We start from the raw sequence: 25,720 nt of genomic DNA, 5'->3' as shown, positions 1-25,720 counted from the left end.
CAGGGCGAAGTGGCCCGCGTCGATGAGCTGGATCTCGGCGCGCCTGGTGTCCCGGTCGAAGGCGAGGGCGCCGTCGGGGCCGAAGATCTCGTCGTGCCGCCCCCACACGGCCAGCACCGGCGGCTGGTGCGTGCGCAGGTACTCCTGCCACTGCGGGTAGAGGCCCGGGTTGCGGCCGTAGTCCACGAAGAGGGCGAGCTGGACGGCGTGGTTGCCGGGCCGGTCGAGGCGAGCCTGGTCGAGGGCCGCCTTGTCGGGGTTGACCATGGCGGCGTCGGGGACGCCGTGGGTGTACTGCCAGTGGGTGGCCTCGGGGGTGAGCAGGCCGAGCAGCGCGGAGGTGTTCTCCTCGGAGGGGTCGGCCCACGCCTTGCGCAGCGGCTCCCAGAACGGCGTCAGACCCTCCTCGTACGCGTTGCCGTTCTGGGTGACGATGCCGGTGATGCGCTCCGGGTGCCGGACGGCGAGCCGGAAGCCGACGGGGGCGCCGTAGTCGTGCACGTAGAGCGCGTACTTGGCGACGCCCAGGGTGTCCAGGAGGCTGTCCACCACGTCGGCCAGGTGGTCGAAGCTGTACTCCCACTCGTCGGCGGCGGGGGCCGAGCTGTGGCCGAAGCCCGGGTAGTCCGGTGCGATCAGATGGAACTCGTCCGCCAGGTCGGCGATCAGCTCCTGGTAGGCCACCGACGAGGTCGGGAACCCGTGCAGCAGCACCAGCGTGGGCGCCGACGGGTCACCGGCCTCCCGGTAGAACACGTCGAGGCCGTCCACCACAGCGGTGCGGTACCGAACAGTCATCTCATCCTCCAGCTATAACCGGCTAAATCCGTTTTGCTGGTTAAGTGGTAGCATGGCGATCGTTAACCAGTCAAATCGCTTTGGGGGGTTAGAGGCAGTGAGGATGCGGCCGCTTCGCGACGAGCCCATGGCGCTCGACCTGGTCGACACCGTCTGGGTGGACCAGGGCGCCCTGCTCGACCAGTTCGACGACCTGGAAGGCGTGCGCTCCTGGCTCGGCGACCACGGCCTGCCGGGCGAGGACGATCTGGAGCGGGTGCGCGACCGGCTCGTCCGGGCGCGGGACGCGCTGCGCGGCTCGCTCGAAGGCCGGGGGCACGACGCGCTCAACGCGGTGCTCGCCGAGGGCTCGACCAGGCCGCGGGTGGACGCCGACGGGCCGCGCGAGACCGTCGTGGTGAGCGATCCGGCCTGGGAGTCGGCCTGGACGGCGGCCGCCGACTTCGTCCGGCTCCTGCGCGAACGTCCTGAACGGCTGCGCAAGTGCGCGAACCCCGCCTGTGTCCTGTGGTTCCTCGACGTGAGCAAGAACGGCAGCCGCAGGTGGTGCTCGATGGAGGTGTGCGGCAACCGCGCGAAGGCGGGCCGGTTCAACCAGCGCCACAAGAACGCCGTCTGAACCGCGAAGGCGGGCCGGCTCGGCCGGCGCCACAGGAACGCCGCCCGAACCGGCCCGCCCGGAGATCGTGGCGGACCTCTAGTCCGTCACGAGGACGACCTTCCCCCGGCCGTGGCCGGTCTCGATCTCGCGGTGGGCGTCGGCGGCCTCCTCCAGCCGGTACGTCCGCCGCACCGGGAAGGCGAAGCGGCCCTCGGCGTACAGGGCGGCGTACCGGCCGAGCCGTTCGGCCGTGCGCTCGCCCTGGACGACCTTGACGCCCAGCTCGGCCGCCCGGCCGTGCTCGACCAGCGTGACGATGCGCCCGCGGTCGGCGACCAGGTCGAGCGAGACCTCCAGGGCGTGGCCGCCGGCGCCGTCGAGGGCCGCGTGCACGCCGCCGGGGGCGAGCGCGCGCACCCGGTCGGCGAGCCCGTCACCGTAGGCGACCGGGATCGCGCCGAGGTCGCGCAGGTGGTCGTGGTTGGCCTCGCGGGCGGTGCCGATCACCGTGGCGCCGCGCATGCGGGCGATCTGCACGGCCGCCGTGCCCACCGACCCGGCCGCGCCGTGCACGAGCAGCGTCTCGCCGGCGCCGACCGCCAGGGCGTCGAGGGCCAGCTCGGCCGTCTGCACGCCGGAGGTCAGCCCGCCGGCCACCTCCCAGGGCGTCCCGGCGGGCTTGGGGGCCACGTCGGCCGCCGGGACCACGATGTACTCGGCGTAGGCGAACAGCCGCGAGAAGCCCAGCACCTCGTCCCCGGCCGACACCCCGGCGACCCCGTCGCCCACCTGGTCGACCACGCCGGCGAACTCGTTGCCCGGGATGCGCGGCCACGGCACGTCCCCCATGTACGGCGGCAGCCACCCCGCCCGTACGGCCGCGTCGAACGGCTGCACGCCGGCCGCCCGCACGCGGACGCGCACCTGTCCCGGGCCCGCCTGCGGCGCGGGCACCTCCATCACCTTCAGCACCTCGGGGCCGCCCGGCTCGGCGAACGCCGCCGCCCTCATCACGTCAGTCATGCCGTCGAGCGTGCTACCTCAACCGCCCTTGAGGTCAAGTCGGCTAACTTTCGATATGAAGTCGGGAACTTTCCGCTTTAGTCGCGCTTTATATGTATATAGTCCGTCAGGACACACCGGGGGATGGGGCAAACCGAGGGCTGATGACCGAGTTCTTCCACGCCGCTCTGGGCTTTCCGACCGTCATTTTCACTTTTCTCCTCGCGGCGGTCCTGGCTTATTGGCTGGCCGTCATCGCGGGCCTGCTGGACCTCGACCACGACGCGCCATGGCTGGGATTCGGGGGCGTCCCCGCCGGGATCGTCATCTCCCTGCTGGTGGCGGTCGCGTGGCTGCTGAGTCTGGTCGGCGGCCAGGTGCTGCCGGACGCCGCGCTGGCCGCCGTGCCCTTCGCCGCGGCGGCGGGCGGCTGGCTCGCCACGCGCGCCCTGATCGGGCCGCTGCGCAGGGCTTTCCAGGACGGCGGGCAGCACTCGCGCGGCGACCTCGTGGGCCGCCCGTGCGTCATCCGCACCGGCGCCGCCACCCCCGAATTCGGCCAGGCCGAGGTCACCGCCGAGGACGGCTCGACCGCGGTCGTCCAGGTCCGGACGACCGGACGGGACCGCCTGGGCCGCGGCGACAAAGCACTCATCTTCGAATACGACAAAGACGGCGAATTCTTCTGGGTCATGCCCTACGAAAGCGAGCTCTGATGGACGTCATCTCCACGGGCTTCGGCGTATTTCTCGCCGTCGTCCTGGTCATCGTGATTGGCCTGCTGGTCATCATCGGCCGCCTTTTCCGCAAGGTGGAACAGGGCAAGGCGCTGATCGTGTCGAAGGTCAACAAGGTGGACGTGACGTTCACCGGCGCCATCGTGCTGCCGGTCGTCCACAAGGCCGAGACCATGGACATCTCGGTGAAGACCATCGAGATCACGCGTACCGGCCGTGAGGGGCTGATCTGCCGGGACAACATCAGGGCCGACATCAAGATCACGTTCTTCGTCCGGGTGAACAAGACCGCCGAGGACGTCATCAAGGTCGCCCAGGCCATCGGCACCGCGCGGGCCAGCGACGAGAACACCCTCCAGGAGCTGTTCAGCGCCAAGTTCTCCGAGGCGCTGAAGACGGCCGGCAAGCAGCTCGACTTCGTCGACCTCTACACCAAGCGGGACGAGTTCCGCGACGAGATCATCCGGCTCATCGGCACCGACCTGAACGGCTACAGCCTCGAAGACGCCGCCATCGACTACCTGGAGCAGACCGCGCTCACCCAGCTCGACTCCAGCAACATCCTGGACGCGCAGGGCATCAGGAAGATCACCGAGCTGACCGCGCTGGAGCACGTACGGACCAACGAGTTCCAGCGGGCCGAGGAGAAGGAGATCACCCGCCAGAACGTGGACGCCCGCGAGGCCATCCTGGAGCTCCAGCGCCGCCAGGCCGACGCCGAGCTCAAGCAGCGCCGCGAGATCGAGACCGTCAAGGCCCGCGAGGAGGCGGAGATCGCCCGCGTGCAGGCCGAGGAGCGGCTGCGCGCGCAGACGGCCGGCATCAAGACCGACGAGCAGATCGGCGTGCAGCGGGAGAACCAGGCCCGCGAGGTGGCGGTCGCCGAGAAGAACCGCGAGCGGGTGATCGCGATCGAGAGCGAGCGCATCGAGAAGGACCGCCTGCTGGAGGTCATCGCCCGCGAGCGGGAGACCGAGCTGTCGCGCATCGCCAAGGACAAGGAGGTCGAGACCGAGAAGCGGTCGATCGCCGAGGTCATCCGGGAGCGCATCGCGGTCGACAAGACGGTGGCCGAGCAGGAGGAGAGCATCAAGCGGCTGCGGGTGGTCGAGGAGGCCGAGCGCACCCGTCAGCAGGTGATCATCGCGGCCGAGGCCGAGGCGCAGGAGAACCTGGTCAAGGACATCAAGGCGGCCGAGGCCGCCGAGGCGGCCTCGAAGTTCAAGGCCCGCGAGGAGCTGGTGCTGGCCGAGGCCCGGCAGCAGGCCGCGGAGCTGGAGGCGCGGGCCAAGATCCGGCTCGCGGAGGGCGTGCAGGCCGAGTCCGCCGCGGCCGGGCTGGCGCAGGTGCAGGTCAAGGAGCGCGACGCGGACGCCATCGAGAAGGTCGGCCGCGCCGAGGCCCTGTCCCTGGGCGAGAGGCTGCGGGCCGAGGCCGAGGGCGCGCGGGCCATGGCGCTGATCGAGGGCGACCGGCTCAAGGCCCAGGCCGAGGGCGAGCAGGCCATGGCGCTGGCCGGCGCCACCGCGATCGGCGAGAAGCTGAAGGCCGAGGCCGAGGGCCTGACCCAGAAGGCCGCCGCGATGGCCGCCCTGGACGAGGCCAGCCGGGGCCACGAGGAGTACCGCCTGCGCCTGGAGGCCGACAAGGAGATCAGGCTCAAGCACATCGACGTCACCCGCCAGGTGGCCGAGTCGCAGGCCAGCGTGCTGGCGGCGGGCCTGGCCAAGGCCAACATCGACATCGTCGGCGGCGACACGATGTTCTTCGACAAGGTGGTCGGCTCGATCACCGCGGGCAAGGCGGTGGACGGCTTCGTCGGCCACTCGAACGTCGCGGGGGCCCTCGCGGCGCCGTACCTCAACGGGACGGCCAGCCTGGCGGCGGACATCGCGAGCGTGGTCGGCGGGGTGCGCACCGAGGACATCAAGAACCTGACCGTCTCGGCCCTGCTCATGCGGCTCATCCAGGACGGCGGCCCGCAGTCGACGGCGCTCGGCGAGCTGCTGGAGACCGCGCGCCGGCTGGGCGTGGCCGACTCCCCCGTGGCCGCGCTGGCGGCGGCGAAGGGCTGACGTGAGCACCACCGAGCTGGAAGCCGGGACCTACGAGGTTCTGCGGAACCGTCTCCAGGCGCAGGCCAAGGCCCTCGCGGTGGCGGCGGAGGAGGTCAACGGGCAGCGGCTGCGCGTCTTCGGCGGCGCGGAGCTGCGCCTGCTCGGCACCGAGCGGATCAGGACCGAGAACAACTGCGTCCCGAGGGACATCGTCTCGCTGGGCGAGGTGATGTTGTTCGGCTACAACGTCTTCATCGGGCTCAAGCCGGAGACGACCGTGGCCGACGTGTTCGCCGTGCACCGCTTCACCAGGGACGGGGACGCGTTCACGTTCGAGACGGGGAAGCTGGAGACGCTGGAGGAGCCGGCGTTCAGGAAGGACTTCGCCGAGCTGTACCGGTACTACAAGGAGACCAGGCTCCAGCAGCTGCGCCGGGTCGAGGGCAAGCTGCTGGCGGTGTTCCGGACGGGCCCGGCGGACACGCGGGTGCTCAGGTGGACGGTCAGCAACGGCGGTGTCCCGAAATATCTGGATAACAGGGGGGAGCGGGACCACGTCTTCCCGCCGTCCCACGACTTCGAGTGGACGCCGACCACCCGCGACGACCACGTCCTCGGCCGCCATCCGCACATCTCCATCGAGGGCGAGGTCTTCGTCGAGACGATCGGCGGCGACCTCACCATCAAGGTCGAGAACAACACCGAGACTGGCGCGGGCGTCTACTCCGAGCCGGTCACCGAACGCCTCCAGTCGCTGGCCGACGCCGACGTCGAGTACGCCAGGGTCGGGCCGCTCGCCCTCATGCGGATCAGGCCATACAAGGAGCCGGACTGGCGGCATCTGGTGTTCAACACCCGTACCAAGGCGGTGACCAGGCTCGACGGCATCGGCCAGTCCTGCCAGCGGCTGCCCGAGGACCAGGGGCTGATCTTCCCGGGCGGCTACTACCTGGCCACCGGGATCAGCAAGACCTTCGACACGGACGTGGCGGACCTGGAGTTCGAGCGGGTCGTGCGCTCGCCCAACGGCGAGGACGTCCTGTACGTCTTCCACGCCCGGGGCGACGGCCGCTCGTTGCTGCTGCCGTACAACGTGATCAGGAAGGAGGTGGCCAACCCCATCGTCTGCCACGGGTACTCCCTGTTCGACGACGGCACGATGGTGGTCTTCCGCGCCCTCTCCGAGGAGCCGACCCGGGTCCACCCGATGCAGGTGTGGCAGACGCCGTACGTGTCCGACACCTACGCCGCCGCCCAGCCCGCCGGGACCGGGCCCCTGGAGCGCATCGGCAACGCCGAACTGGTGCGCGGCATCTCCGACTGCCTGTCCGTGGCCCGCATGGTCGAGGAGATGGCGGCGTCGGAGGCCACGTTCGAGGCGCTGATCGCCGCCTGCACCCGCGCCGCCGACTCCTACCACTGGCTCGGCGAGCACGGGCTCGCCGCGCCGCTCGCCGACGTGCGCGCCACCGCCGAGCAGGTGCTCGACGAGTACGAGAACGTCGAGCAGCTCACCCGCCAGGCCGCCGACGCCCTGGCCGCGGCCGCCGAGGAGACCGCCCACCTGGTACGCGCGGCCGCCGCCGACACCCCCGCGACGGCCGACGCCTGGGTCACCACGCTGGCCGGACTGCGCAGGCAGCAGGGCCGCCTGGTGACCCTGCGCGACGTCCGCTACCTGGACCTCGCCCGCCTGGACGAGCTGTCCGCCGCCGTGACCGCGGAGCTGGCCGCGACCGGCCGGCGCGCGGTGGCCTTCCTGGAGGGCGCGGAGGCGTTCACCGCCTACCACGTGGCGGTCGAACGGCTGGCCGCCGACGCCGCCGCGATCGCGACCGTGGCCGAGGCCGCGCCCGTCGCCGACCGGCTGGCCGAGCAGGCGGAGGGCCTGGAGGTGGTGACGGAGGTCGTCGGCTCGCTGGAGATCGCCGACGCCACGGTCCGCACGTCGATCCTGGGCCGGATCGCCGAGGTGCTGGCCGGGGTGAACCGGGCGCGGGCCGTGCTCGACGGGCGGCGGCGCGAGCTGCTCGGCTCGGAGGGCCGTGCGGCCTTCGCCGCCGAGTTCGCCCTGTTCGGGCAGGCCGTCTCGGGCGCGCTGGCGATGGCCGACACGCCGGACAAGTGCGACGAGCAGCTCGGCCGCCTGATGCTCCAGGTGGAGAACCTGGAGGCGCGGTTCGGCGAGTTCGACGACTTCGCCGCCCAGCTCGCGGGCAAGCGGGACGAGGTCTACGAGGCGTTCTCGGCCAGGAAGCAGACCCAGCTCGACGGCCTGGCCCGGCGGGCCGACCGGGTCTTCGCCTCGGCCGAGCGCATCCTGGGCAGCGTGACCAGACGGCTGGCGTCCCTGGGGTCGATGGACGAGGTCAACACGTACTTCGCCACCGATCCGATGGTCGGCAGGGTCCGTACGGCGGCGGCCGAGCTGCGCTCCCTGGGCGACGCCGTCCGGGCCGAGGAGCTGGACGGCCGGGTCAAGGCGGCCCAGCAGGAGGCCGGCCGCGCCCTGCGGGACCGGCTGGACCTGTTCACCGACGGCGGCGAGACGCTGCGCCTCGGCCGTCACCTGTTCGCCGTCAACACCCAGCCGATCGACCTGACGCTGGTCCCGCACGACGGCGAGATGCACTTCGCGATCACGGGCACCGACTACCGCGCGCCCGTGCCGGCGTCGTTCGCGGACACGCGGCCGTTCTGGGAGCAGCTGCTGGTGTCGGAGACGCCGGAGATGTACCGGGCCGAGCACCTGGCCGCCTCGCTCCTGGACTCCGCGGAGCCCGGCACTCCCCTGGCCGACCTGGTACGCCAGGCCGCCGAGCAGCGCTACGACGAGGGCTACGAGCGCGGCGTGCACGACCACGACGCGATCCTCGTCCTGGAGAGCCTGGTCCGCCTGCGCGAGGGCGCCGGCCTGCTGCGCTACCCGCCCGAGGCCCGCGCGGCGGCGCAGCTCTTCTGGGCCTTCGGCACGGACGAGGTTTCACGTAAAACATTGGCCACCAGGGCCGCCTCCCTGGTCCGCGCCCGCGCGGTCTTCGGCCGGACGCCCGCCCTGGAGGCGCTGGCCGCCGAGCTCGGCGGCCGGATCGCCGCCTTCTCCCCCGGCCAGGACACCGGCCAGGACACCGGGCAGAGCACCAGGCAGAGCACGGCCGCGCTGGCCGGCGAGTACCTGGTCGAGGAGCTGGGCGCGATGCCGTCGGGCTTCGTGACCGGCAAGGCGGCGCGCGACCTCCTCGACGGCTTCAGGCAGGCGCTCGGCCCGGCCAGGACCCGCGAGTTCGAGGAGGAGCTGGCCGCGCTCCCCCTGCCCGAGCGGCTGCAGCTCGCCCACGCCTGGATCGGCGCCTACCGGCAGGGTCCCGAGGTGGCCGAGGCCGTCGCCGTGCTCCTGTGCGACCTGCCGCGTCACGACTCCGGCGCCGCCGTCGAGGAGACCGTCGAGGGGCTGCTCGGCGCGCATCCGCGCGTGCAGGACCGCAGGCTGCGGGTCAGGCTCGACGAGCTGCTGACCAGGGCGCGCGCCTTCAGGCAGGACCGGGTCCCGGCCTACCGGGCCTACCAGCGCCGCCGCAACGAGCTGATCGAGCAGGAACGCCGCCGGTTGCGCCTGGAGGAGTACCGGCCCAAGGTCATGAGCGCGTTCGTCCGCAACCGGCTGCTGGACGAGGTCTACCTGCCGCTGATCGGCGACAACCTGGCCAAGCAGCTCGGCGCGGCGGGCGCGGGCAAGCGCACCGACCAGATGGGCCTGCTGCTGCTCATCTCACCGCCCGGCTACGGCAAGACCACGCTGATGGAGTACGTCGCCAGCCGCCTCGGCCTGGTCTTCGTCAAGGTGAACGGCCCGGCGCTCGGCCACGGCGTCACCTCGCTCGACCCGGCCGACGCGCCCGACGCCACGGCCAGGCAGGAGGTCGAGAAGATCTCCTTCGCGCTGGAGAGCGGCAACAACACCCTGCTCTACCTGGACGACATCCAGCACACCTCGCCGGAGCTGCTGCAGAAGTTCATCTCGCTGTGCGACGCCCAGCGCCGCATCGAGGGCGTCTGGAACGGCCGGACCCGCACGTACGACCTGCGCGGGAAGCGCTTCGCGGTGTGCATGGCGGGCAACCCGTACACCGAGTCCGGGCAGCGCTTCCGCATCCCGGACATGCTGGCCAACCGGGCCGACGTGTGGAACCTGGGCGACGTGCTCTCCGGCAAGGACGAGCTGTTCGCGCTGAGCTACGTGGACAACGCGCTGACCTCCAACCCGGTGCTCGCCCCCCTCTCGGGCCGCGACCGGGCCGACGTCGAGCTCCTCGTGCGCCTGGCCAAGGGGGACCCGGCCGTCCGGCCTGACCAGCTCCGGCACCCGTACGGCAAGGCCGAGCTGGAGCAGGTGCTCGGCGTGCTGGGCAAGCTGGTGCGGGCGCAGGAGGTGGTGCTGGCCAACAACGCGGCCTACATCGCGTCGGCGTCCCAGGCGGAGGCGTCCAGGACCGAGCCGCCGTACCGGTTGCAGGGGTCGTACCGGAACATGAACAAGCTGGCCGAGCGCATCGTGCCCGCCATGAACGACGAGGAGCTGGAGGCGGTGATCGACGACCACTACCTGGGCGAGGCGCAGACCCTCACCCAGGACGCCGAGGCCAACCTGCTCAAGCTGGCCGAGCTGCGCGGCCGCCTCACCCCCGCCCAGGCGGCGCGCTGGGCGGAGATCAAGGCGGCCTTCCTCCGGGCCAGGGCGCTCGGCGGCGCCGGCGACGACCCGATGACCAGGGCCGTGGGCGCCCTCGGCCTCCTCGCCGACCGGGTGAGCGAGGTGGGCACGGCCATCAGGGAGTCGGACCGCTGACCGCAGCCGTCAGGGGCCGGCCCCTGAGCGGAGCGGCCCGGCCCTCAGCGGGCCGGTCCCTGAGGGGAGCGGGCCCGGCTGTCAGCGGGCCCGCTCGCTGGGCCGGGCGGGTGCGAGCTCCAGGTGGGTGCCGGTGAAGGCGGCGCGCAGGCGGCGGTCGTGGGTGACGACCACCAGCGCGCCCTCGTAGTGGGCCAGCGCCTCCTCAAGCTGCTCCACCAGCATCGGCGACAGGTGGTTGGTCGGCTCGTCGAGCAGCAGCAGGTCCACCGGTTCCGTGACCAGGCGGGCCAGCTCGACCCGGCGGCGCTGTCCGTACGAGAGGTCGGCCAGCCGCCGCCGCAGGTCGTCCGGCCGGAACAGGCCCAGGCCGAGCAGCCGGTCGGCGTGCTCGTCGAGGCTGCCCGTCCGTCCCTCGGCGAAGGCCGCGAGGACGGTACGGTCCAGCCGGGCCGCCCGGTCCTCCTGACGCAGCAGACCGGCCCGTCCAGTCCGGCGTACGGTCCCCTCGTCGGGACGCAGCTCGCCGGCCAGCACCCGCATGAGCGTGGTCTTGCCCGCGCCGTTCGGCCCGGTGACGAGCAGCCGCTCCCCCCGCCGTACGGCGAGCCCGTCGATCCGCAGCCGCCCCGCCACCCGCACCCCGTCGAGCACGACCACGAAGGACCGCGGCCCCGCCCCGCCCGCATCGGCCACGCCCTGGAGGCGTTCCGGCAGACGCACGTCGGCCGGGACGACCACGTCGGGACGTTCCGGGAGGAGCACGTCGGCGGGGGGCGGGGCGGTGATGGCGGCGGTGAAGCGGAGCGGCACGGGGGGCGGCGGCACCGCGTGCTCTTCGAGCCATCGCATCCGCGCCCGCGACTGCCGGACGCGCCCGGCGGCGCCGTGCGTACGCGACCGCGCCCGCCACGCGCCGGTGCCCATCCCGGCCTGGACCATCCCGCGCGGGATGGCCGCCATCCGCCCCGCGTTGGCCGCCACCAGCCCGGCGTGCCGGGCCAGCTCGGACCGCCACTCCTCGTGGGCCCGCACGTGCGCGGCCCGTTCGGCGGCCTTGGCCGCGAGGTAGCCCGAGTAGCCGTCGCCGTAGCGGCGCACCCGCCCGTCGGAGACCTCCAGGATCACCGTGGTGACCCGGTCGAGGAACGTCCGGTCGTGGCTGATCGCGACGACCGTGCCGCGGTGCTCGCGCAGGTGCTGTTCGAGCCAGGCGACGGCCTGGTCGTCCAGGTCGTTGGTCGGCTCGTCGAGCAGCAGCAGCTCAGGCGCGGCGGCCAGCGTCGCGGCCAGGGCGAGCCTGGACCGCTCGCCGCCCGACATCGTCGCGACCGGACGGTCCCGGTCCAGGCCGGGCAGGCCCAGGCCGTGCAGCGCGACGTCCACCCGGGTGTCGGCCTCGTAGCCGCCGCGCGCCTCGAACTCGGCGACGGCGGCGGCGTAGGCGTCCAGGTCGGTGCCGGCGAGCGCGCGCATGCGCGCCTCGATCTCGCGCAGCTCGGCCAGGGCCAGATCGACGACGTCGGCCACGGTGGCGTGCGGCGGCAGCTCCAGCGACTGCGGCAGGTGCCCCACGCCGCCGGGCGCGACCACGGTCAGCTCGCCGTTGTCCGGACGCTCGACGCCCGCCATGAGCCTGAGCAGCGTGGACTTGCCCGAGCCGTTGTCGCCGATCACCCCGGCCTTCTCGCCGGGCCGGACGGTGAGCGACACCCGGTCCAGGACGATCCGGGTGTCGTAACGCTTGGTGATCTCGTTCAGTGCCAATTGGGCAGCGGTACGCATAGAGGCTCCACCTCCTTGTCTCAACGCGGACATGACCGGTACGAGGCGCGGCGGAGCGGTCGGCTCAACGCGTATGCGCCTCGGGCGTGAGAATCACAGGAAGCAGTAACCCATATCGGCGGACACCGTAGCCCATAAGCGGGATTGTGTACAGCCCTTTATTCGGTGCGCAGCGACGTGGTGGCCTCCCGTTGCAGGGCCGTGGACCGCCGGAGGAAGTCGACGATCAGGGCCAGCTCGTCGTCGGTGTAGCGGTCGTACAGGCCGGACATGGCGGCCACGAACGGCTCGAACAGCTCGCCGAAGCCGGCCAGCCGCTCCCAGTTGATCTCGACGATGACCCGGCGGCGGTCTTTGGTGTCGCGCACCCTGCGGACCAGCCATTTGGCCTCCAGCCGGTCGATCAGCCCGCTGACGGAGGCCGGGGCGAGGCCCGTGTGCTGGGACAGCTCCCCGGCGGTCAGCGGCCCGAGGCGCTGGAGCAGGTCGAGCGTCTTCTCCTCGGTCATCCCCAGGCCCAGCCGCTCGCCCATGGCGCTGTGGTACATGACCGCGGCGTTGCTGCTCTCCCGGCCCGCCTCGACCAGTTCGTCCAACAATTTCTTTCGATGCTCCGAAATATCCCTGGACATCCCGCCACCCGCGCTCATATATTTCGTTCGGTCGAACGAAAGGATACCAGCATGAAGGCTCTGATCATAGGCTGCGGGATCGGCGGGCCCGTCACGGCGATGGCCCTTCAGGCGGCCGGCATCGACGCCGAGATCCACGAGGCGTACCCGCGGGGCGCCGAGAACGTCGGCTCGTTCCTCAACCTCGCCTCCAACGGCCTGGCCGCCCTGCGCGTGCTCGGCGTCCACCGCGAGGTGCTGTCGTCGGCCATCCCCACCCCGCGCATGGTCATGTGGAGCGGCACCGGCAAGCGCCTCGGCGAGGTGGCCAACGGCCTGCGCCTCGACGACGGCACGGTCAGCCACACCGTGCTCCGCTCCGACCTCTACGGCGCCCTGCGCGACGAGGCCGCCCGGCGCGGCATCCCCATCGCCTACGGCCGGCGCCTGGTCTCCTACGACGACACCGGCGACCAGGTCGTGGCGACCTTCGAGGACGGCGCCTCGGCCGCCGGCGACCTGCTGATCGCCTGCGACGGCGTGCACTCGCGCACCCGTTCGCTGCTCGACCCCGGCGCGCCCGGCCCGCGCTACAGCGGCCTGTACAGCTTCGGCGGCATCGTCAGGAACACCGCGCGCAACGAATTCGGCGGGTTCGGCGGCGAGCCCGGCGTCTACGACATGGTCTTCGGCAAGCGGGCCTTCTTCGGCTGCACGGTGACCGAGTCGGGCGACATGTGGTGGTTCGCGAACCTGCCCAGGCGGCTCGGCGACGTGCCCGCCGACTGGCGGCCCGTCCTGGCGGCGGCGTTCGAGGGGGATGCGAACCCCTCGGCCGACCTCGTCCGCCGCGGCCCCGTGGGCCCGGCGCTGCCGGTGTACGACCTGCCGCCGGTGCCCGTCTGGCACCGGGGCCGCGTCCTGCTCACCGGGGACGCCGCCCACGCCACCTCGCCCAGCTCCGGCCAGGGCGCCTCGCTGGCCGTCGAGGACGCGGTCGTGCTGGCCAGGTGCCTGCGCGAGGCGAAGGACCACCGCGCGGCGTTCGAGCGGTTCGAGGCCGAGCGGCGGCCGAGGGTCGAGCGGGTGGTCGCCTACTCCAGGACGATCAGCAACAGCAAGGCCGCGGGCCCGGTCGCCCGGGTCTTCCGCGACCTGATGCTGCCGATGTTCCTGAAGCGCGGCGCGAGCCAGGAGTCACTGGCCTGGATGTACCGCCACCAGGTCGGCCTGTGACACCGCGGCGGCGGAGGCGGGCAGCAGCGGCAGCCGCACGTCCGGCGTCGGGATCAGGCCCCTGGCGTGCAGGACGCCCTTGATCACGGTCGGGTTGGGCTCGGCGAAGAGCGCGCGGGAGACCTGGGCCAGCCGGTGCCCGAGCGGACGCGCGGTGGCCACGTCACCCGCCAGCCAGGCGTCGACCAGCTCGACGAAGCTCCTGGTCAGCACGTGCGCCGAGGCCAGGATGCCGCCGGTGGCGCCGAGCGCGAGCAGCGGCGAGACGAACGCGTCGTCGCCGCCCAGCACCTCGAAGCCGTCGGGCAGGTCCGCGAGCAGGTCCACCGTGTCCTGGTCGATGCCGCCGGCGGCGTACTTGACGCCCGCGATGTTCGGGTGCTCCCCGACGGCCCGCAGCGTCGCGGCGCCCACGGCCTGCCCGGTCCGGTAGGGGATGTGGTAGATCACCAGCGGCACGGGTGACGCCTCGGCCAGCGCCTCGAAGTGCGCGATCACGCCGCGCTCGCCGGGCCGCAGGAAGTACGGCACGGTCACCAGGGCCGCGTCCACCCCGGCGGGCAGCTCGCGCAGCGCCGCGGCGGTCGTGCGGGTGTCGTTCCCGGTCACGCCGACGGTCAGCAGCGCCCGGCGCTCGGCGCACACGCGTACGCAGGTCTCGACCACCAGGGCCCGCTCGCCGGGGTCGAGGGCGGCCACCTCGGCCGTCGTCCCCAGCGCCACCAGACCGGCCGCGCCCTCGTCGAGCATCTGCCGGGCGAGCTTCTCGACCGCGTCGGCGGCCACCTCCCCCGACGACGTGAACGGCGTGACCAGCGGTACGTGGATTCCTCTCAGCATGCTTCGAGCCTGCCGCCCGCAGACCTGTTAGGTCCAGTTCGGATTTCTTCGTTCGAGCTTAAGATGGACTTATGCTCGACCCACGCAAGCTCCACCTGCTCCGCGAGCTGGCCAGGCGCGGCACGATCACCGCCGTGGCCGAGGCGGTCACCTTCACCCCCTCGGCGGTCTCGCAGCAGCTCAGCGCCCTGGAACGGGAGGCGGGCGTGCCGCTGCTGGAACGCACCGGGCGCACGGTCACGCTCACCCCGGCCGGGCTGCTGCTGGTCGAGTACGCGCAGGCCGTCCTGGAACAGCTCGAACGCGCCTCGGCCGCGCTCGCCGCGGCCCGGGGCGGGCCGTCGGGGCCCCTGCGGATCGGCGCGTTCCCGACGGCCACCCGCGTGCTGCTGCCCCCTGCGCTCGCCCGCCTGGCCGCGGACTGTCCCGGGCTGGAGCCGATGGTGGCCGAGATCGACCCCGCCGACGTCTCGGCGGCGCTGCGCGCGGGCGAGCTCGACGTCGCCCTCGTGCACGAGTACGACTTCGTGCCCCCGGTCACCGACGCCTCCATCGAGACCGAGCCGCTGTTCACCGAGCCGATGTACCTGACCGACCGGGCCCGCGTCCTCGACGCCCGCGACGACCCGTGGATCACCGGCAAGCCGGGCACGCTCTGCCACACCATGGCGATCAGGGCCTGCCAGGCGGCCGGGTTCGAGCCCAAGGTCCGGCATCACATCGACGACTTCGACACCGTGCTCGCCTTCGCCGCCGCCGGTCAGGGCGTCGCGCTCGTGCCCAGGCTGGCGGCGCTCACCCCGCCGGACGGCGTCTCGCTGACCCGCCTGCCCCTGAGCCGCCGCACGCGGGCGGCCTTCCGCCGCGGCTACGGCGACCATCCGGCGGTCCGCGCGGCCGTCGCCGCCTTCCACACCGCCGCCACCACCCTCCCCCTCTGACGTCCGTACCCGCCGGTCCTCCGGGCTAAGGGGCGGGCCTGCCGAGCAGGCCCTCGGCGAGGGCGGCGAAACTGCGGGCGAGCCGCGCGCTGTCCCCCGCCCGCAACCGGCTCGCGATCGGCTCCATGTGCAGGGACCCGAGCAGCAGGTGCGCGATCTCGTCCGCGTCCACGTCGGGGCGGCCCTCCGTGATCAGGGCGGTGACGTGCCGGTGCCAGCCGGTGTAGATCGGGTTGGTCTCCCGGGGCTCGGATCTGCTGGTCGCGACCGCGTGCTCGTGCGCGGCCACCAGGTTGCCGTTGCGCGCCGCCAGCTCGGCCACCGCGCCCAGGAAGGCGACCAGCCGCTCGACGGGCGGCGCTCCGGGGCCGAGCGGCGGCGGGCCCTCGGCCACCGCCTTGTCCAGCTCGCGGGCCCGCTCGCTCATCAGCTCGCGCATCAGCCCGGTACGGCTGCCGAACCGGTGGAACACCGTCCCCTTGCCCACGCCGGCGGCCACCGCCACCCGCTCGACGGAGACCTGCTCGGGCGGGTGGCGGCGGAGCAGCTCCTCCGCCGCCCGCAGGATCGCCCGCCTGTTGCGCGCGGCGTCGGCCCGCTCTTGACGTTCCATCCGGTCATTGTTGCCCATGGACAAACTTGACCAGCGGTCCATATATTAACTGGACCAACGGTTCAGATAGAGACGGGAACAACCATGCGCGCCATCCAGCTCGACGCCCTCGGCGGCCCCGAGACCCTGCGGCCGGTGGACCTGCCCCGCCCGCGCCCCGAGGCGGGCCAGGTCCTCCTCCGCGCACAGGCGATCGGCGTCAGCTACGCCGAGACGCAGATCCGCTCGGGCGCGCTGCCGTTCCCGCTGCCGCTGCCCGTCGTGCCCGGCGCGGAAGCGGTCGGCGAGGTCGTCGAGACCGGCGAGGGCGTGGACGACGGCCTGCTCGGCACCGTACGCGTGGGGGTGACCGGCGGGCTGGGCGCCTACGCCGAGTACGTGGCCATGCCCGCCGCCCTGACCTGCCCCGTCCCCGAGGACGTGCCGCCCCTGGCGGCCCTGGCCGGGGCCGCGCCCGGCGCGATCGCCCTCGCCCTGCTGCACCGGGCGCGGCTCGGCGGCGGGGAGACCGTGCTGGTCGAGGCGGGTGCCAGTACGATCGGCGGCTACCTGGTCGCGCACGCCAAGGAGTTCGGGGCGGCCCGGGTGATCGCCACCGCGGGCTCGCCGGCCAAGCGGCAGCGGGCCCTCGATCTGGGCGCCGACCAGGCCCTGGACCACGGCGACCCGAGCTGGCCGGACGCGCTGCCGGACGTCGACGTGGCCTTCGAGTCGATCGGCGGCGCGTCGGCCCGGCGGGTGCTCGACCGGCTCGTGCCCGGCACCGGGCGGATGTTGTTCTACGGCATGCTGAGCGGCGAGCCCGCCGCCGTCACGGCCGCCGACCTGATGGAACGCGGCGTGACCGTCGTCGGCTGCGGCGGCCCCGGCTGGGCCGGCCAGGTGTTCGGCACGCACTATCCCGAGATGCTGGCCCGGCTCGGCTCAGGACGCAGCCGCGCCGTCGTCCACGAGACCCTGCCGCTGGCCGAGGCGGCGAAGGCCCACCGCCTCCTGGAGTCGCGCGCGGTCACGGGCCGCGTCCTGCTGGTGCCGTGAGCGGCTCAGCGGTCGAGGACGGCGTCCAGCACGGCCGTGGCGCTGACCTGCTCGGCGTTGTAGTCGCCGGCCGTCACCGCGACGACCAGCTCCTCGCCGGGCAGCACGAGCAGCCGCTGGCCGCCGTTCCCGATCGCCTCGGTCCACGGCCGGTCGCCGGTGCTCACGTACCACTGGTAGCCGTAGCGGAAGTCGCCGTCGATGACGACGCGGGGCCGCGTCATCTCGCGCACCCACTGCTCGGGGACGATGCCCAGCCCGCCGCCGAGCACCAGCCGACCGAGCGCGGCCAGGTCGAGGGGCCGCAGCCGCAGCCCGGCCGCGGCCATCGCCACGCCGTCCGTGCCCTTGACCCACTCGGTCCTGGTGATGCCCAGCGGCTCGAACAGCGCCTTGGCGGCGTACTCCGCCAGCGGTTCGCCGGCGCCCCGCGCGATGAGCCCGCCGAGCAGGGCCGAGGCGCCGCCGCAGTACCGCCACCGCTTCCCGGCCTCCTCGACCACCGGACGTTCCAGGATGAACCGGTACCGGTCAGGAGCGAGCTCCATCGCGATCTCGCTGTTGGCCGGGCTCGTGTACGGCAGGTCCTCGTTCCAGTCGATCCCGAGCGTCATGGTGAGCGCGTGCGCGACGGTGAGATGCGCCCGGCCCGGATCAGCCACCAGGTCCGGATATTCGGGGAACTGCTCCACCAGCCTGGCGTCCGGCGGCGGCACCAGCCCGTCGCGCAGGGCCACGCCGTACAGCAGCGCGACCACGCTCTTGGTGACCGACCGCACGTCGTGCGGCGTGTCGCGGTCGAACACGACGTGCCGGGGCTCCTCGGTGATCCGCTGGTCGACGCCCGCGCCGTAGTGCTCGACGACGACCTCGCCGCCCCGCATGACCACGACCGCGTGCAGATTGGGCGCCGTGCCGGCCTTCAGGACCGCCTCGACCCGCTCCGCCATTCCCATGATGTCCTCCTAAGCCCGGGGGACATCCTGTCGTACCCGCTCGCACGATGTCAGGGTCAAGGGCTGAGAGCGTCCTCAGCGTCTCTCAGGAGGGGCACAGCGGCGCGGGAGCAGGCTTGGTCCCATGGAGCAACTCGTGAACAGCCCCGCCGTCAGCCAGGGTCTGCGCAAGGTCGAGGCCAGGATCAGGCGGCTCAGCGGCTCGTCCGCGCTGCCGGGGATCAACGCGGGCGCCGGGCGGATCGTCAGCGCCGGAGGCAAGCGGTTGCGTCCGGCGCTGACGCTGGCGACCTCGCTCGCCCTCGGCAAGGCCCCCGACCGCCGGGTGATCACGGCCGCCGCGTGCGTGGAGCTGATCCACGCCGGCTCGCTCGTGCACGACGACCTCATGGACCGGGCGACCGAGCGGCGCGGCACCCGTACGCTCAACGCCGAGCTGGGCGAGGGCAAGGCCCTGGTGATCGGCGACTTCATGCTGGCCAGGGCGGGTCTGGCGGCCATCACCGCGGTGTCCAGGCCGGTCGCCGAGGTGCTCGCGGCCACCGTGGTGGAGCTGGCCGAGGGCCAGTACCTGGAGACGAGCGACCTGTTCAACCCGGCCAGGACCAGGGAGAGCGCGCTGCGTTCGATCACCGGCAAGACCGCCGCGCTGTTCCGGGCCGGCTGCCTGGTGGCCGCCGTTTGCGCGCGGGCCAGCGCCGAGGACCGGGCGCGCGTGGCGGCGTACGGCGAGAAGTTCGGGCTGATCTTCCAGGTGCTGGACGACCTGCTCGACCTGACCGCCTCCAGCGCCCAGCTCGGCAAGCCGGCCGGCAACGACCTGCGGCAGGGCGTCTACAGCCTGCCGCTGCTCCTGTCCGGCGCCGATCTCGGCGACCTGCTCGGCCGCGACATGAGCGACGAGCAGGTGGACGAGGCGCTGCGCCGGCTGCGCGCGGGCGACCTGGTGCCCAACACGCTGGAGTTCTGCCGGGGCCTGGCCTCGGACGCGCTGGCCGCCCTCCCGGTGATCCACGACAGGGAGATCGCGGCCCTGCTGTACGGCCTCCCGACGGCCTACATCGACCACGTCGCGGGGGTGTCGTCGCAGTTGACGGGCGTCAGTTGAGATTTGTTGGAACAATTGGTAGGAATCGCCTCCACAACCCGGCGAATCGCGCTAATACTGGAGTCACGCACTACAGGAGCGCACATGCGAAAGATCCCCCCTCGCATGATGATCCGGGACGACGGGCTTGAGTCCAGTCACTTCCTCCAGCTCGCCGCCGTGGACTTCACCGGCATCTACGCGGTCCACCTGGCCGCGAAGGAAGAACGGCTGAAGATGACCAGGCTCGCCATGAGCCTGTTGTCGGGGCCGTTCCTCGCGGCCATCGCCCTGACCAGCGCCAAGGTGGTGGACCCGCAGAGCCTCACGGAGTGGCAGCGCGTGCCGTGGTACCTGTTCGCCCTGGTCACGGCGTTCGGGGTGCTCAGCGTGCTGCCGTTCCTGCGGCTGATCGAGGCGGTCCGCGCGCACGCCAGGACGGCCCGCGCGATCAACAACTTCCGCCTGCTGTACGCCACCAGGCTCAAGGACCGGCTCGGCTGGAGCCCGAACCTGCCGATCGACCCCCGCTTCCCGGAGACGTACGCGCCGCTGGCCTGGCCCGGCATCAACGTGACCACGCTGGCGCTGGCGAACTCGGCCTACCTGACGGTGGGCCTCACCGGCCTGTGCGGGCAGGCGCCCAACCTGCTCCTGCTCACCTTCGGCATCCTCCTCGTCACGCTGGTCCACTACGCCGTCTACTACGTGCGCTGCAACGTGACCAGGCGGCGCCGGCTCCCGCACGACCCCTACGAGTTCCCGGATCAGGAGACCTGAATGCCCGGCCCTGCGTCATGGGCGTCATGTGGGGAGGCGTGGATGTGGATGATGCGACATGTCTGGACGGCGGGCACACTCGCCGACGACGACCGCGGCCCCGTGATCGAGGCGCCGTCCGTGCTGTTCGAGATCGCCGAGGTGCGGGGCGACGACCCGATCATCGCGCGGTACGGCGACGCGGAGCGGCTGGCCCTGTACAGCAGGAAGTTCAGCGAGGACGTGGTCGTGCCGCCGTTCAAGTACAGCTACGGCGCCCGGATCAGGGGGCAGCTCGCCTGGGCGGCCGACCTGCTGCGGGTCAAGCCGTACAGCAAGAGCGCGTGGATCTCGCTGACCATCCCCGGCGAGCCGTACGACGCGGTGCCCTGCCTGATCGGCGTGGCGTTCCGGATCCGGGACGGCGCGCTCGCCATGACCGCGACCTTCCGCTCCCAGAACGCCTTCACCAGCTACCTCAACTACCTGCCGCTCGCCGAGGTGCACGCGACCATGGCCCGCGACCTGGAACTGGACCGCGGGCCGATGCGGGTGTTCGTGGACGTGCCGCACCTGTACCTGGCCGACAGCACCCAGGTGCTGCGGGTCATGCGGCCCGCGCGGCGGTGAGCGGCGCGGCGATCTCCTCCAGCCCCTTGCGCTCGGCCTTGACCCCGAAGGCCAGCTCGACCAGCCCCGCGACGATCATCACGATCGCGCCGATCGAGAACGCCAGCGCCGTGTCGCCCGGCGCACCGCTCTCGACCAGCGAGGCGAACACGAGCGGGCCGGCGATGCCGCCGGCGGCCGTGCCGATCGCGAAGAAGAAGGCGATGGCCATCGCCCTGGTCTCCATGGGGAAGATCTCGCTCACCGTCAGGTACGCCGCGCTGGCCCCCGCCGAGGCCACGAAGAGCACCACGGACCAGCAGAGGGTCAGCGTCATCGCGGTCAGCGCGCCCTGGTTGAACAGCCAGGCGGTGCCGAGCAGCAGCACCCCGGAGCCGATGTAGGTCGCCGAGATCATGGGGACCCGGCCGACGGTGTCGAAGAGCCTGCCGAGCAGCAGCGGGCCGAGGAAGTTGCCGACCGCGATGATCGCGAAGTAGTAGCCCGTGTGCGAGTCGATCTTGAAGAACGTGGTCAGGATCTGGGCGTACCCGAAGGTGATCGCGTTGTAGAGGAACGCCTGGCCGATGAAGAGCGACAACCCGAGGACCGTGCGCTTGGGATAGAGCGCGACCATCGTGTGCGCGATCTTCAGGAAGCCGATCGACCTGCGCTGGTGGATGGTCATCGACTCCTGCGGCTCGGGCAGGTCCCGGCCGATCTGACGTTCGATGTCGTCCACGATCTGCTCGGCCTCGCGGTCGCGGCCGTGGATGAACAGCCAGCGCGGGCTCTCCGGGACGTTCCTGCGCACCAGGAGGATGGCCAGGCCGAGCACCACCCCCAGCCCGAACGCCACCCGCCAGCCGATGTTGACCGGCAGGTCGTTCAGCAGCGGCACGGTCAGCAGGGCGCCGCCCGCCGCGCCGAGCCAGTAGCTGCCGTTGATGATGATGTCGATGCGTCCCCGGTGGTGGCTCGGGATCAGCTCGTCGATGGCCGAGTTGATGGCCGCGTACTCGCCGCCGATGCCGAAACCGGTCATGAAGCGGAACAGGAAGAACCACCACGCGTCGAAGGACAGGGCGGTCATCAGCGTCGCCGCGAGGTAGACCACGAGCGTCAGCAGGAACAGCTTCTTCCTGCCGAACCTGTCGGTCAGCCAGCCGAAGAACAGCGCCCCCACGCAGGCCCCGGCCACGTAGAGGGCCGCGGCGAGGCCGGCGACCTGCGCCTGGGTGATGTCCAGGCCGCTGCCGGGCTTGGCGAGCTGCCCGGACAGGTTGCCGACGATGGTGACCTCCAGCCCGTCGAGCACCCATACCGTGCCGAGGCCGATGACGATCATCCAGTGCCAGCGGGACCACGGCAGCCGGTCCAGCCGTGCGGGCACCTTGGTAGTTACGGTGCCGGTATCCACGTCGCTCATAAGGGCACTTGGGTACCCGGTAAACGGATGGCAAACGTTCCCTACAGGGCAGGTTTTCTGGCCTCGACCAGGGTGGTGCCGAACCAGGGGCCGCCGTACCACAGACGGGCGCCCAGGTCGCGCCGGCGGATGTCGATCACGCCCAGGTCGCGCAGGGCGTCCTCGTAATCGGGCGCGTACCGGAAGTCGGCGATCAGCATGAGCCCGCCGGGCCGCAGCACCCGATGGGCCTCCGTGATCGCCCGCCGGCGGCCTTCGGCGGAGGGGATGTTGTGGATCGCCAGGCTCGACACGACGACGTCGAACGCGCCGTCCTCGAACGGCAGGTCGCGCATGTCGCCCGTGACCAGCTCGACCCGGTCGGCGACGCCTTCGGCCGCGGCGTTGGCCAGGGTGACGGCCGCGGCGTTGCCCGACTGGTCCTTCGAGCTCCACAGGTCGACGCCGGCCGCCCGTCCGGAGGTGAGCCGGGCGGCGGCGGCCAGCAGCACCGCGCCGCGTCCGCAGCCGAGGTCGAGCACCCGCTCACCGCCTTCGAGCGGCTCCAGCAGCTCGGCCCAGACGGCGAACTTGCCGCGGCGCGTGGTGTAGAGGTAGCTGGCCGCGCTGGCCAGCGTGTAGAGCCCGCCGAAGGCGAAGGCGATCCCGGCGGCGGGGATGTCCAGCACGAAGGAGAGCGCCGCGAGAGCCAGCAGGACGATCGCCCCGAAGAGCAGTCCGCCGAGGGCCCACGGTGCGTCGAATCCGTAGCTACCGTGTCGAGTGCTCACTCTCACGTTATATCTCAAGAGGGTCTTGACCGGGAATTGAGCAAACACTTCCCCTTCACCCTCAATTGGCCCGCAACGCAATAACTATGGTGACTTGGATGGGCTGGCATTGGGGGTTTGACCAGGCATGACAGGGAAACAACGCGAATTCGGCCTAGGAGCGAGCATCGCGCTGACGGTGGCGTCGGCCGCGCTGTGGGGGGTGGCGCACCTGGCCACCCACCGTCACCGGATGGGCATCGCCCTCATGGCGGCCTACGTGCTGATGCTCGCCGGCGTCCTGACGGTGTTCACCGCGTTCAGCACCCGGCTGCTGTCGCTGGCGGTCCAGCCCGGCTGGCTCACGGTGCTCACCGTGGCGCTGGTCGGGATCGCGCTGGCGTGGACCGCGGTGATCATCCGGTCGTTCCTGCTCGTCCGTCCCGACTCCTCCGACACCGCCGGACGTTTCCTGACCACCACGCTCGCGGCCGCCCTCTGCGCGCTCGTCCTGGCCCCCACCGCGTACGCCACCCGCATGGCCTACCTGTCCCGCGACGTCGTCAGCCATGTCTTCGCCACCACCACCAGCAGCGCCCCCGTCGTCGCCCAGGACCCGTGGAACGGCGCGAAGCGCGTCAACTTCCTGCTGATCGGCGCGGACGCCGCCCCCGGCCGCCCCGGCGTGCGCACCGACAGCATGACCGTGGCCAGCGTGGACACCGAGACCGGCGCCACCACCCTGTTCGGCCTGCCGCGCAACCTGCAGAAGGTCCAGCTTCCGCACGGCCCGGCCAGGAGCCGCTTCCCCTTCGGCTTCACCGGCGACGGCCCCAGCACCCCCGGCCTGCTCAACGAGATCTTCCAGTACGCCGAGGACCACCCGGAGGTGGTGCCCGGCGTGGGCAAGGGCAAGCGCGGCCCGTCGCTGCTCAAGCGCACCGTCAGCGACATCCTCGGCATCCCGGTCAGCTACTACGCCATGGTCGACATGAAGGGCTTCGCCGAGATCGTCGACGCGATGGGCGGCGTCCGGGTCACCGTCAAGGACCCCATCGTGTACGGCAAGTACCGCGAGGGCCTGCTGCCCGCCGGCACCCGCAAACTGTCCGGCGAGGAGGCCCTCTGGTACGGCCGCTCCCGCACCGACAGCGACGACTACGTCCGCATGGGCCGCCAGAAGTGCCTGCTCAACGCGGTCGCCAAGCAGGCCGATCCGATGACCGTGCTCAAGAGCTTCGAGAAGCTGGCCGCGGCCACCAAGCGGGCCATCTCCAGCGACGTGCCCCAGGACCTGCTGCCCGCCCTGATCGAGCTGTCGGACAAGGTGAAGGACACCAGGATCCGGAGCCTCAGCTTCGTCCCGCCGCTGATCAGCACCGTCACGCCCGACTGGTACCTGATCAGGCGCAAGGTCTCCGAGGCCCTGGACGAGCGCCCGGCCAACCGGTCGGCGAGCGCGCACCACTCCGCCGCCCCGACCCAGGACCCGGAGAATCCGGTCAGCCTGGACGCCGCCTGCGGCTGAACCCTCACCTTTCCGACAGCCATCACCCCAGCACGGAGTGTGGCATGATGGTGCGCGGGCCCAACGGAAACGATTTTCATCGTCATTTCAGGAGCGCACGTGAGAGTGGCATTCGTCGGCAAGGGCGGCAGCGGGAAGACGACGATCTCGGCGCTGTTCGCGCGGCACGTGGCGGCCCAGGGCGACCCGGTGGTCGTCATGGACGCCGACATCAACCAGCACCTGGCCCTGGTGCTCGGCCTCGACGCCCAGCCCGAGCCGCTCGGGGCCCACCTCACCGAGATCAAAGACCTGCTGCGCGGCGACAACCCGCGCATCGCCTCGGCCGAGACCATGGTCAAGACCACCCCGCCGGGCCGCGGCTCGCGCCTGCTGGGCTTCGACGACCTGGCCGCGCTCGACTACGCCGTGACCACCCCCCATGGCCTGCGCCTGCTGGCCACGGGCCCGTTCGACGACGACGACCTCGGCGTGGCCTGCTACCACTCGAAGGTCGGCGCGGTGGAGTTGCTGCTCAACCACCTGGTCGACGGCCAGGGCGAATACGTCGTGGTCGACATGACCGCCGGCTCCGACTCCTTCGCCTCCGGGCTGTTCACCCGGTTCGACCTGACGTTCCTCGTCGCCGAGCCCACCAGGCAGGGCGTGAGCGTCTACCAGCAGTACCGCGACCACGCGGCCAAGTACGACGTCGCGCTCGCCGTGGTCGGCAACAAGGTCCACGGCCCGTCCGACGTGGAGTTCCTCCGCGCGCACGTGGGCGACGACCTGCTGACCTGGATGGAGCACTCCTCGGCGGTGCGCGCCATGGAGCAGGGCCGCCACTTCACGCTCGACGATCTGGAGCCGGCCAACACCGAGGCGCTGGCCGTCCTGCGCAAGACCCTCGACGCGCAGGAGAAGGACTGGCCGCGCTTCGGCCGCCAGACCGCGGAGTTCCACCTGCGCAACGCCCGCGCGTGGGCCAACGCCCGCACGGGAGCCGACCTGGCGGAGCAGATCGATCCTGACTTCGTCTACGGCCCCTAAAACGCACCTCCAGGCCTCTGGAGCTACCCACTTCTCCCACATAACGTCAGATTCGATCCCCTTCGAGAGGAGACAGCATGTCGCTGACCGTCCCGAACGATCTGCTGGACCAGGCCCGAGCCGGAGACGTGGACGACGCCGCGTTCGTCGCCTGCGTCCGCGACTCACTCCCCTACGCGTGGTCGCTGATCAGCGAGCTGGTCGCCGAGCGCGCGCAGAGCGGAGCCGAGTTCGCCGACAACCAGGTGCCACCGCCGTCCGAGGAGGCACGCGGCCAGCTCCTGCGGTGTCTGGCGAGCGACGCGATGCGCGGCGCGCTCGAACGCCACTTCGGCGTACGGCTGGCCTTCCAGAACTGCCACCGGGTCGCCGTCTTCGACCCGTCGGCCACCAAGGCCCTCGACGAGTTCGTCACCCCGCGGGCCCAGATCCTCAACCAGAAACCGGAGCTGGTCGACTGCTGAACCCA

Annotated in this window: 22 protein-coding genes; 13 read left to right on the top strand and 9 right to left on the bottom strand. The window is 71.9% G+C overall.

Annotated features, from left to right (window positions below; translation table 11 throughout):
* A partial coding sequence (locus tag ACWCSD_RS10710; protein WP_449914068.1) for an alpha/beta fold hydrolase occupies positions 1–798 on the bottom strand: 798 nt, incomplete at its 3' end.
* Between the two features lie 103 nt (positions 799–901).
* On the opposite strand from ACWCSD_RS10710, the gene ACWCSD_RS10705 reads away from it, so the two are divergent.
* Positions 902–1,417 carry a CGNR zinc finger domain-containing protein gene (locus tag ACWCSD_RS10705; protein ID WP_449914066.1) on the top strand — a complete coding sequence of 172 codons (516 nt, stop codon included), beginning with the start codon at positions 902–904 and terminating at the stop codon, positions 1,415–1,417.
* Between the two features lie 78 nt (positions 1,418–1,495).
* Here ACWCSD_RS10705 and ACWCSD_RS10700 read toward each other — a convergent pair whose 3' ends face one another.
* Positions 1,496–2,410, bottom strand: a complete 915-nt coding sequence (locus tag ACWCSD_RS10700; protein ID WP_387672198.1) for an NADP-dependent oxidoreductase — start codon at positions 2,408–2,410, stop codon at positions 1,496–1,498.
* A gap of 155 nt (positions 2,411–2,565) precedes the next feature.
* On the opposite strand from ACWCSD_RS10700, the gene ACWCSD_RS10695 reads away from it, so the two are divergent.
* From ACWCSD_RS10695 to ACWCSD_RS10685, 3 genes are read left to right on the top strand one after another with little or no spacing between them, the layout of a single operon-like run.
* The gene (locus tag ACWCSD_RS10695; RefSeq protein WP_449914064.1) at positions 2,566–3,117 is read left to right on the top strand and encodes a hypothetical protein; all 552 of its coding nucleotides are present in this window, start codon (positions 2,566–2,568) and stop codon (positions 3,115–3,117) included.
* Positions 3,117–5,213 (top strand): flotillin family protein, encoded by a 2,097-nt coding sequence (locus ACWCSD_RS10690; protein ID WP_397155285.1) that lies wholly within the window; start codon positions 3,117–3,119, stop codon positions 5,211–5,213. The genes ACWCSD_RS10695 and ACWCSD_RS10690 overlap by 1 nt, the downstream gene beginning before the upstream one ends.
* Before the next feature lies 1 nt (position 5,214).
* A complete protein-coding gene (locus ACWCSD_RS10685; protein WP_449914062.1) occupies positions 5,215–10,041 on the top strand; it encodes a DNA repair ATPase in 4,827 nt (1,608 codons plus the stop codon).
* An 81-nt stretch (positions 10,042–10,122) separates the two neighbouring features.
* Here the strand turns inward: ACWCSD_RS10685 and ACWCSD_RS10680 are convergent, their stop codons facing one another.
* Positions 10,123–11,826 (bottom strand): ABC-F family ATP-binding cassette domain-containing protein, encoded by a 1,704-nt coding sequence (locus ACWCSD_RS10680; RefSeq protein WP_449914060.1) that lies wholly within the window; start codon positions 11,824–11,826, stop codon positions 10,123–10,125.
* Between the two features lie 158 nt (positions 11,827–11,984).
* Entirely contained in the window at positions 11,985–12,425 is a 441-nt protein-coding gene (locus tag ACWCSD_RS10675; protein ID WP_358291403.1) for a MarR family winged helix-turn-helix transcriptional regulator, read from the bottom strand.
* 84 nt (positions 12,426–12,509) lie between these two features.
* On the opposite strand from ACWCSD_RS10675, the gene ACWCSD_RS10670 reads away from it, so the two are divergent.
* Positions 12,510–13,673: an FAD-dependent oxidoreductase gene (locus ACWCSD_RS10670; protein WP_397155277.1), complete on the top strand. Its 1,164-nt coding sequence runs from the start codon at positions 12,510–12,512 to the stop codon at positions 13,671–13,673.
* Here the strand turns inward: ACWCSD_RS10670 and ACWCSD_RS10665 are convergent.
* A complete protein-coding gene (locus ACWCSD_RS10665; RefSeq protein WP_387671679.1) occupies positions 13,635–14,513 on the bottom strand; it encodes a 4-hydroxy-tetrahydrodipicolinate synthase family protein in 879 nt (292 codons plus the stop codon). The two genes, ACWCSD_RS10670 and ACWCSD_RS10665, sit on opposite strands and share 39 nt — an antisense overlap.
* Before the next feature lie 71 nt (positions 14,514–14,584).
* On the opposite strand from ACWCSD_RS10665, the gene ACWCSD_RS10660 reads away from it, so the two are divergent.
* Entirely contained in the window at positions 14,585–15,454 is an 870-nt protein-coding gene (locus tag ACWCSD_RS10660; protein WP_449914057.1) for a LysR family transcriptional regulator, read from the top strand.
* Positions 15,455–15,479: 25 nt separating this feature from the next.
* On the opposite strand, the gene ACWCSD_RS10655 is transcribed toward ACWCSD_RS10660, so the two are convergent.
* Positions 15,480–16,067: a TetR/AcrR family transcriptional regulator gene (locus tag ACWCSD_RS10655; RefSeq protein ID WP_358291395.1), complete on the bottom strand. Its 588-nt coding sequence runs from the start codon at positions 16,065–16,067 to the stop codon at positions 15,480–15,482.
* A gap of 84 nt (positions 16,068–16,151) precedes the next feature.
* On the opposite strand from ACWCSD_RS10655, the gene ACWCSD_RS10650 reads away from it, so the two are divergent.
* Positions 16,152–17,105 (top strand): zinc-binding alcohol dehydrogenase family protein, encoded by a 954-nt coding sequence (locus ACWCSD_RS10650; protein ID WP_397155272.1) that lies wholly within the window; start codon positions 16,152–16,154, stop codon positions 17,103–17,105.
* Positions 17,106–17,110: 5 nt separating this feature from the next.
* Here the strand turns inward: ACWCSD_RS10650 and ACWCSD_RS10645 are convergent, their stop codons facing one another.
* Positions 17,111–18,061: a serine hydrolase domain-containing protein gene (locus ACWCSD_RS10645; RefSeq protein ID WP_397155270.1), complete on the bottom strand. Its 951-nt coding sequence runs from the start codon at positions 18,059–18,061 to the stop codon at positions 17,111–17,113.
* Between the two features lie 124 nt (positions 18,062–18,185).
* Between ACWCSD_RS10645 and ACWCSD_RS10640 the strand changes: the two genes are divergently transcribed.
* From ACWCSD_RS10640 to ACWCSD_RS10630, 3 genes are all read left to right on the top strand, one after another.
* Complete coding sequence (locus ACWCSD_RS10640; protein ID WP_449914054.1) at positions 18,186–19,169, top strand: polyprenyl synthetase family protein; 984 nt, start codon at positions 18,186–18,188, stop codon at positions 19,167–19,169.
* Between the two features lie 84 nt (positions 19,170–19,253).
* Entirely contained in the window at positions 19,254–19,928 is a 675-nt protein-coding gene (locus tag ACWCSD_RS10635) for a hypothetical protein (RefSeq protein ID WP_449914052.1), read from the top strand.
* A 48-nt stretch (positions 19,929–19,976) separates the two neighbouring features.
* Positions 19,977–20,537, top strand: a complete 561-nt coding sequence (locus ACWCSD_RS10630; protein ID WP_358291385.1) for a thymidylate synthase family protein — start codon at positions 19,977–19,979, stop codon at positions 20,535–20,537.
* Here ACWCSD_RS10630 and ACWCSD_RS10625 read toward each other — a convergent pair.
* Both ACWCSD_RS10625 and ACWCSD_RS10620 read right to left on the bottom strand, forming a co-directional pair.
* Positions 20,515–21,945 (bottom strand): MFS transporter, encoded by a 1,431-nt coding sequence (locus ACWCSD_RS10625; protein WP_352318361.1) that lies wholly within the window; start codon positions 21,943–21,945, stop codon positions 20,515–20,517. The two genes, ACWCSD_RS10630 and ACWCSD_RS10625, sit on opposite strands and share 23 nt — an antisense overlap.
* A gap of 41 nt (positions 21,946–21,986) precedes the next feature.
* On the bottom strand, positions 21,987–22,715 hold the full coding sequence (locus ACWCSD_RS10620) for a class I SAM-dependent methyltransferase (protein ID WP_397155262.1): 729 nt from the start codon (positions 22,713–22,715) through the stop codon (positions 21,987–21,989).
* 127 nt (positions 22,716–22,842) lie between these two features.
* Here ACWCSD_RS10620 and ACWCSD_RS10615 point away from each other — a divergent pair, with 127 nt between their 5' ends.
* The 3 genes from ACWCSD_RS10615 to ACWCSD_RS10605 all read left to right on the top strand — a co-directional run bounded on the left by ACWCSD_RS10615 (position 22,843) and on the right by ACWCSD_RS10605 (position 25,715).
* Positions 22,843–24,222 carry an LCP family protein gene (locus ACWCSD_RS10615; protein ID WP_449914049.1) on the top strand — a complete coding sequence of 460 codons (1,380 nt, stop codon included), beginning with the start codon at positions 22,843–22,845 and terminating at the stop codon, positions 24,220–24,222.
* A 99-nt stretch (positions 24,223–24,321) separates the two neighbouring features.
* A complete protein-coding gene (locus tag ACWCSD_RS10610; protein ID WP_352362146.1) occupies positions 24,322–25,251 on the top strand; it encodes an ATP-binding protein in 930 nt (309 codons plus the stop codon).
* A gap of 77 nt (positions 25,252–25,328) precedes the next feature.
* Complete coding sequence (locus ACWCSD_RS10605) at positions 25,329–25,715, top strand: SCO5389 family protein (RefSeq protein WP_358291377.1); 387 nt, start codon at positions 25,329–25,331, stop codon at positions 25,713–25,715.
* Positions 25,716–25,720 lie beyond the last annotated feature (5 nt).

This window comes from Nonomuraea sp. NPDC001684, assembly GCF_053596515.1.
Note: the sequence above shows the minus strand (reverse complement) of the source record. Positions and strands in the feature narration are given on the sequence as shown.

What these genes read in the sequence shown, in the direction of transcription:
- ACWCSD_RS10700 (WP_387672198.1), bottom strand. Translation starts at nt 2,410, where the DNA reads ATGAGGGCGGCGGCGTTCGCCGAGCCGGGCGGCCCCGAGGTGCTGAAG.
- ACWCSD_RS10695 (WP_449914064.1), top strand. Translation starts at nt 2,566, where the DNA reads ATGACCGAGTTCTTCCACGCCGCTCTGGGCTTTCCGACCGTCATTTTC.
- ACWCSD_RS10680 (WP_449914060.1), bottom strand. Translation starts at nt 11,826, where the DNA reads ATGCGTACCGCTGCCCAATTGGCACTGAACGAGATCACCAAGCGTTAC.
- ACWCSD_RS10605 (WP_358291377.1), top strand. Translation starts at nt 25,329, where the DNA reads ATGTCGCTGACCGTCCCGAACGATCTGCTGGACCAGGCCCGAGCCGGA.
- ACWCSD_RS10615 (WP_449914049.1), top strand. Translation starts at nt 22,843, where the DNA reads ATGACAGGGAAACAACGCGAATTCGGCCTAGGAGCGAGCATCGCGCTG.
- ACWCSD_RS10655 (WP_358291395.1), bottom strand. Translation starts at nt 16,067, where the DNA reads ATGGAACGTCAAGAGCGGGCCGACGCCGCGCGCAACAGGCGGGCGATC.
- ACWCSD_RS10665 (WP_387671679.1), bottom strand. Translation starts at nt 14,513, where the DNA reads ATGCTGAGAGGAATCCACGTACCGCTGGTCACGCCGTTCACGTCGTCG.
- ACWCSD_RS10660 (WP_449914057.1), top strand. Translation starts at nt 14,585, where the DNA reads ATGCTCGACCCACGCAAGCTCCACCTGCTCCGCGAGCTGGCCAGGCGC.
- ACWCSD_RS10640 (WP_449914054.1), top strand. Translation starts at nt 18,186, where the DNA reads ATGGAGCAACTCGTGAACAGCCCCGCCGTCAGCCAGGGTCTGCGCAAG.
- ACWCSD_RS10635 (WP_449914052.1), top strand. Translation starts at nt 19,254, where the DNA reads ATGCGAAAGATCCCCCCTCGCATGATGATCCGGGACGACGGGCTTGAG.
- ACWCSD_RS10650 (WP_397155272.1), top strand. Translation starts at nt 16,152, where the DNA reads ATGCGCGCCATCCAGCTCGACGCCCTCGGCGGCCCCGAGACCCTGCGG.
- ACWCSD_RS10690 (WP_397155285.1), top strand. Translation starts at nt 3,117, where the DNA reads ATGGACGTCATCTCCACGGGCTTCGGCGTATTTCTCGCCGTCGTCCTG.
- ACWCSD_RS10645 (WP_397155270.1), bottom strand. Translation starts at nt 18,061, where the DNA reads ATGGGAATGGCGGAGCGGGTCGAGGCGGTCCTGAAGGCCGGCACGGCG.
- ACWCSD_RS10630 (WP_358291385.1), top strand. Translation starts at nt 19,977, where the DNA reads ATGATGCGACATGTCTGGACGGCGGGCACACTCGCCGACGACGACCGC.
- ACWCSD_RS10625 (WP_352318361.1), bottom strand. Translation starts at nt 21,945, where the DNA reads ATGAGCGACGTGGATACCGGCACCGTAACTACCAAGGTGCCCGCACGG.
- ACWCSD_RS10670 (WP_397155277.1), top strand. Translation starts at nt 12,510, where the DNA reads ATGAAGGCTCTGATCATAGGCTGCGGGATCGGCGGGCCCGTCACGGCG.
- ACWCSD_RS10705 (WP_449914066.1), top strand. Translation starts at nt 902, where the DNA reads ATGCGGCCGCTTCGCGACGAGCCCATGGCGCTCGACCTGGTCGACACC.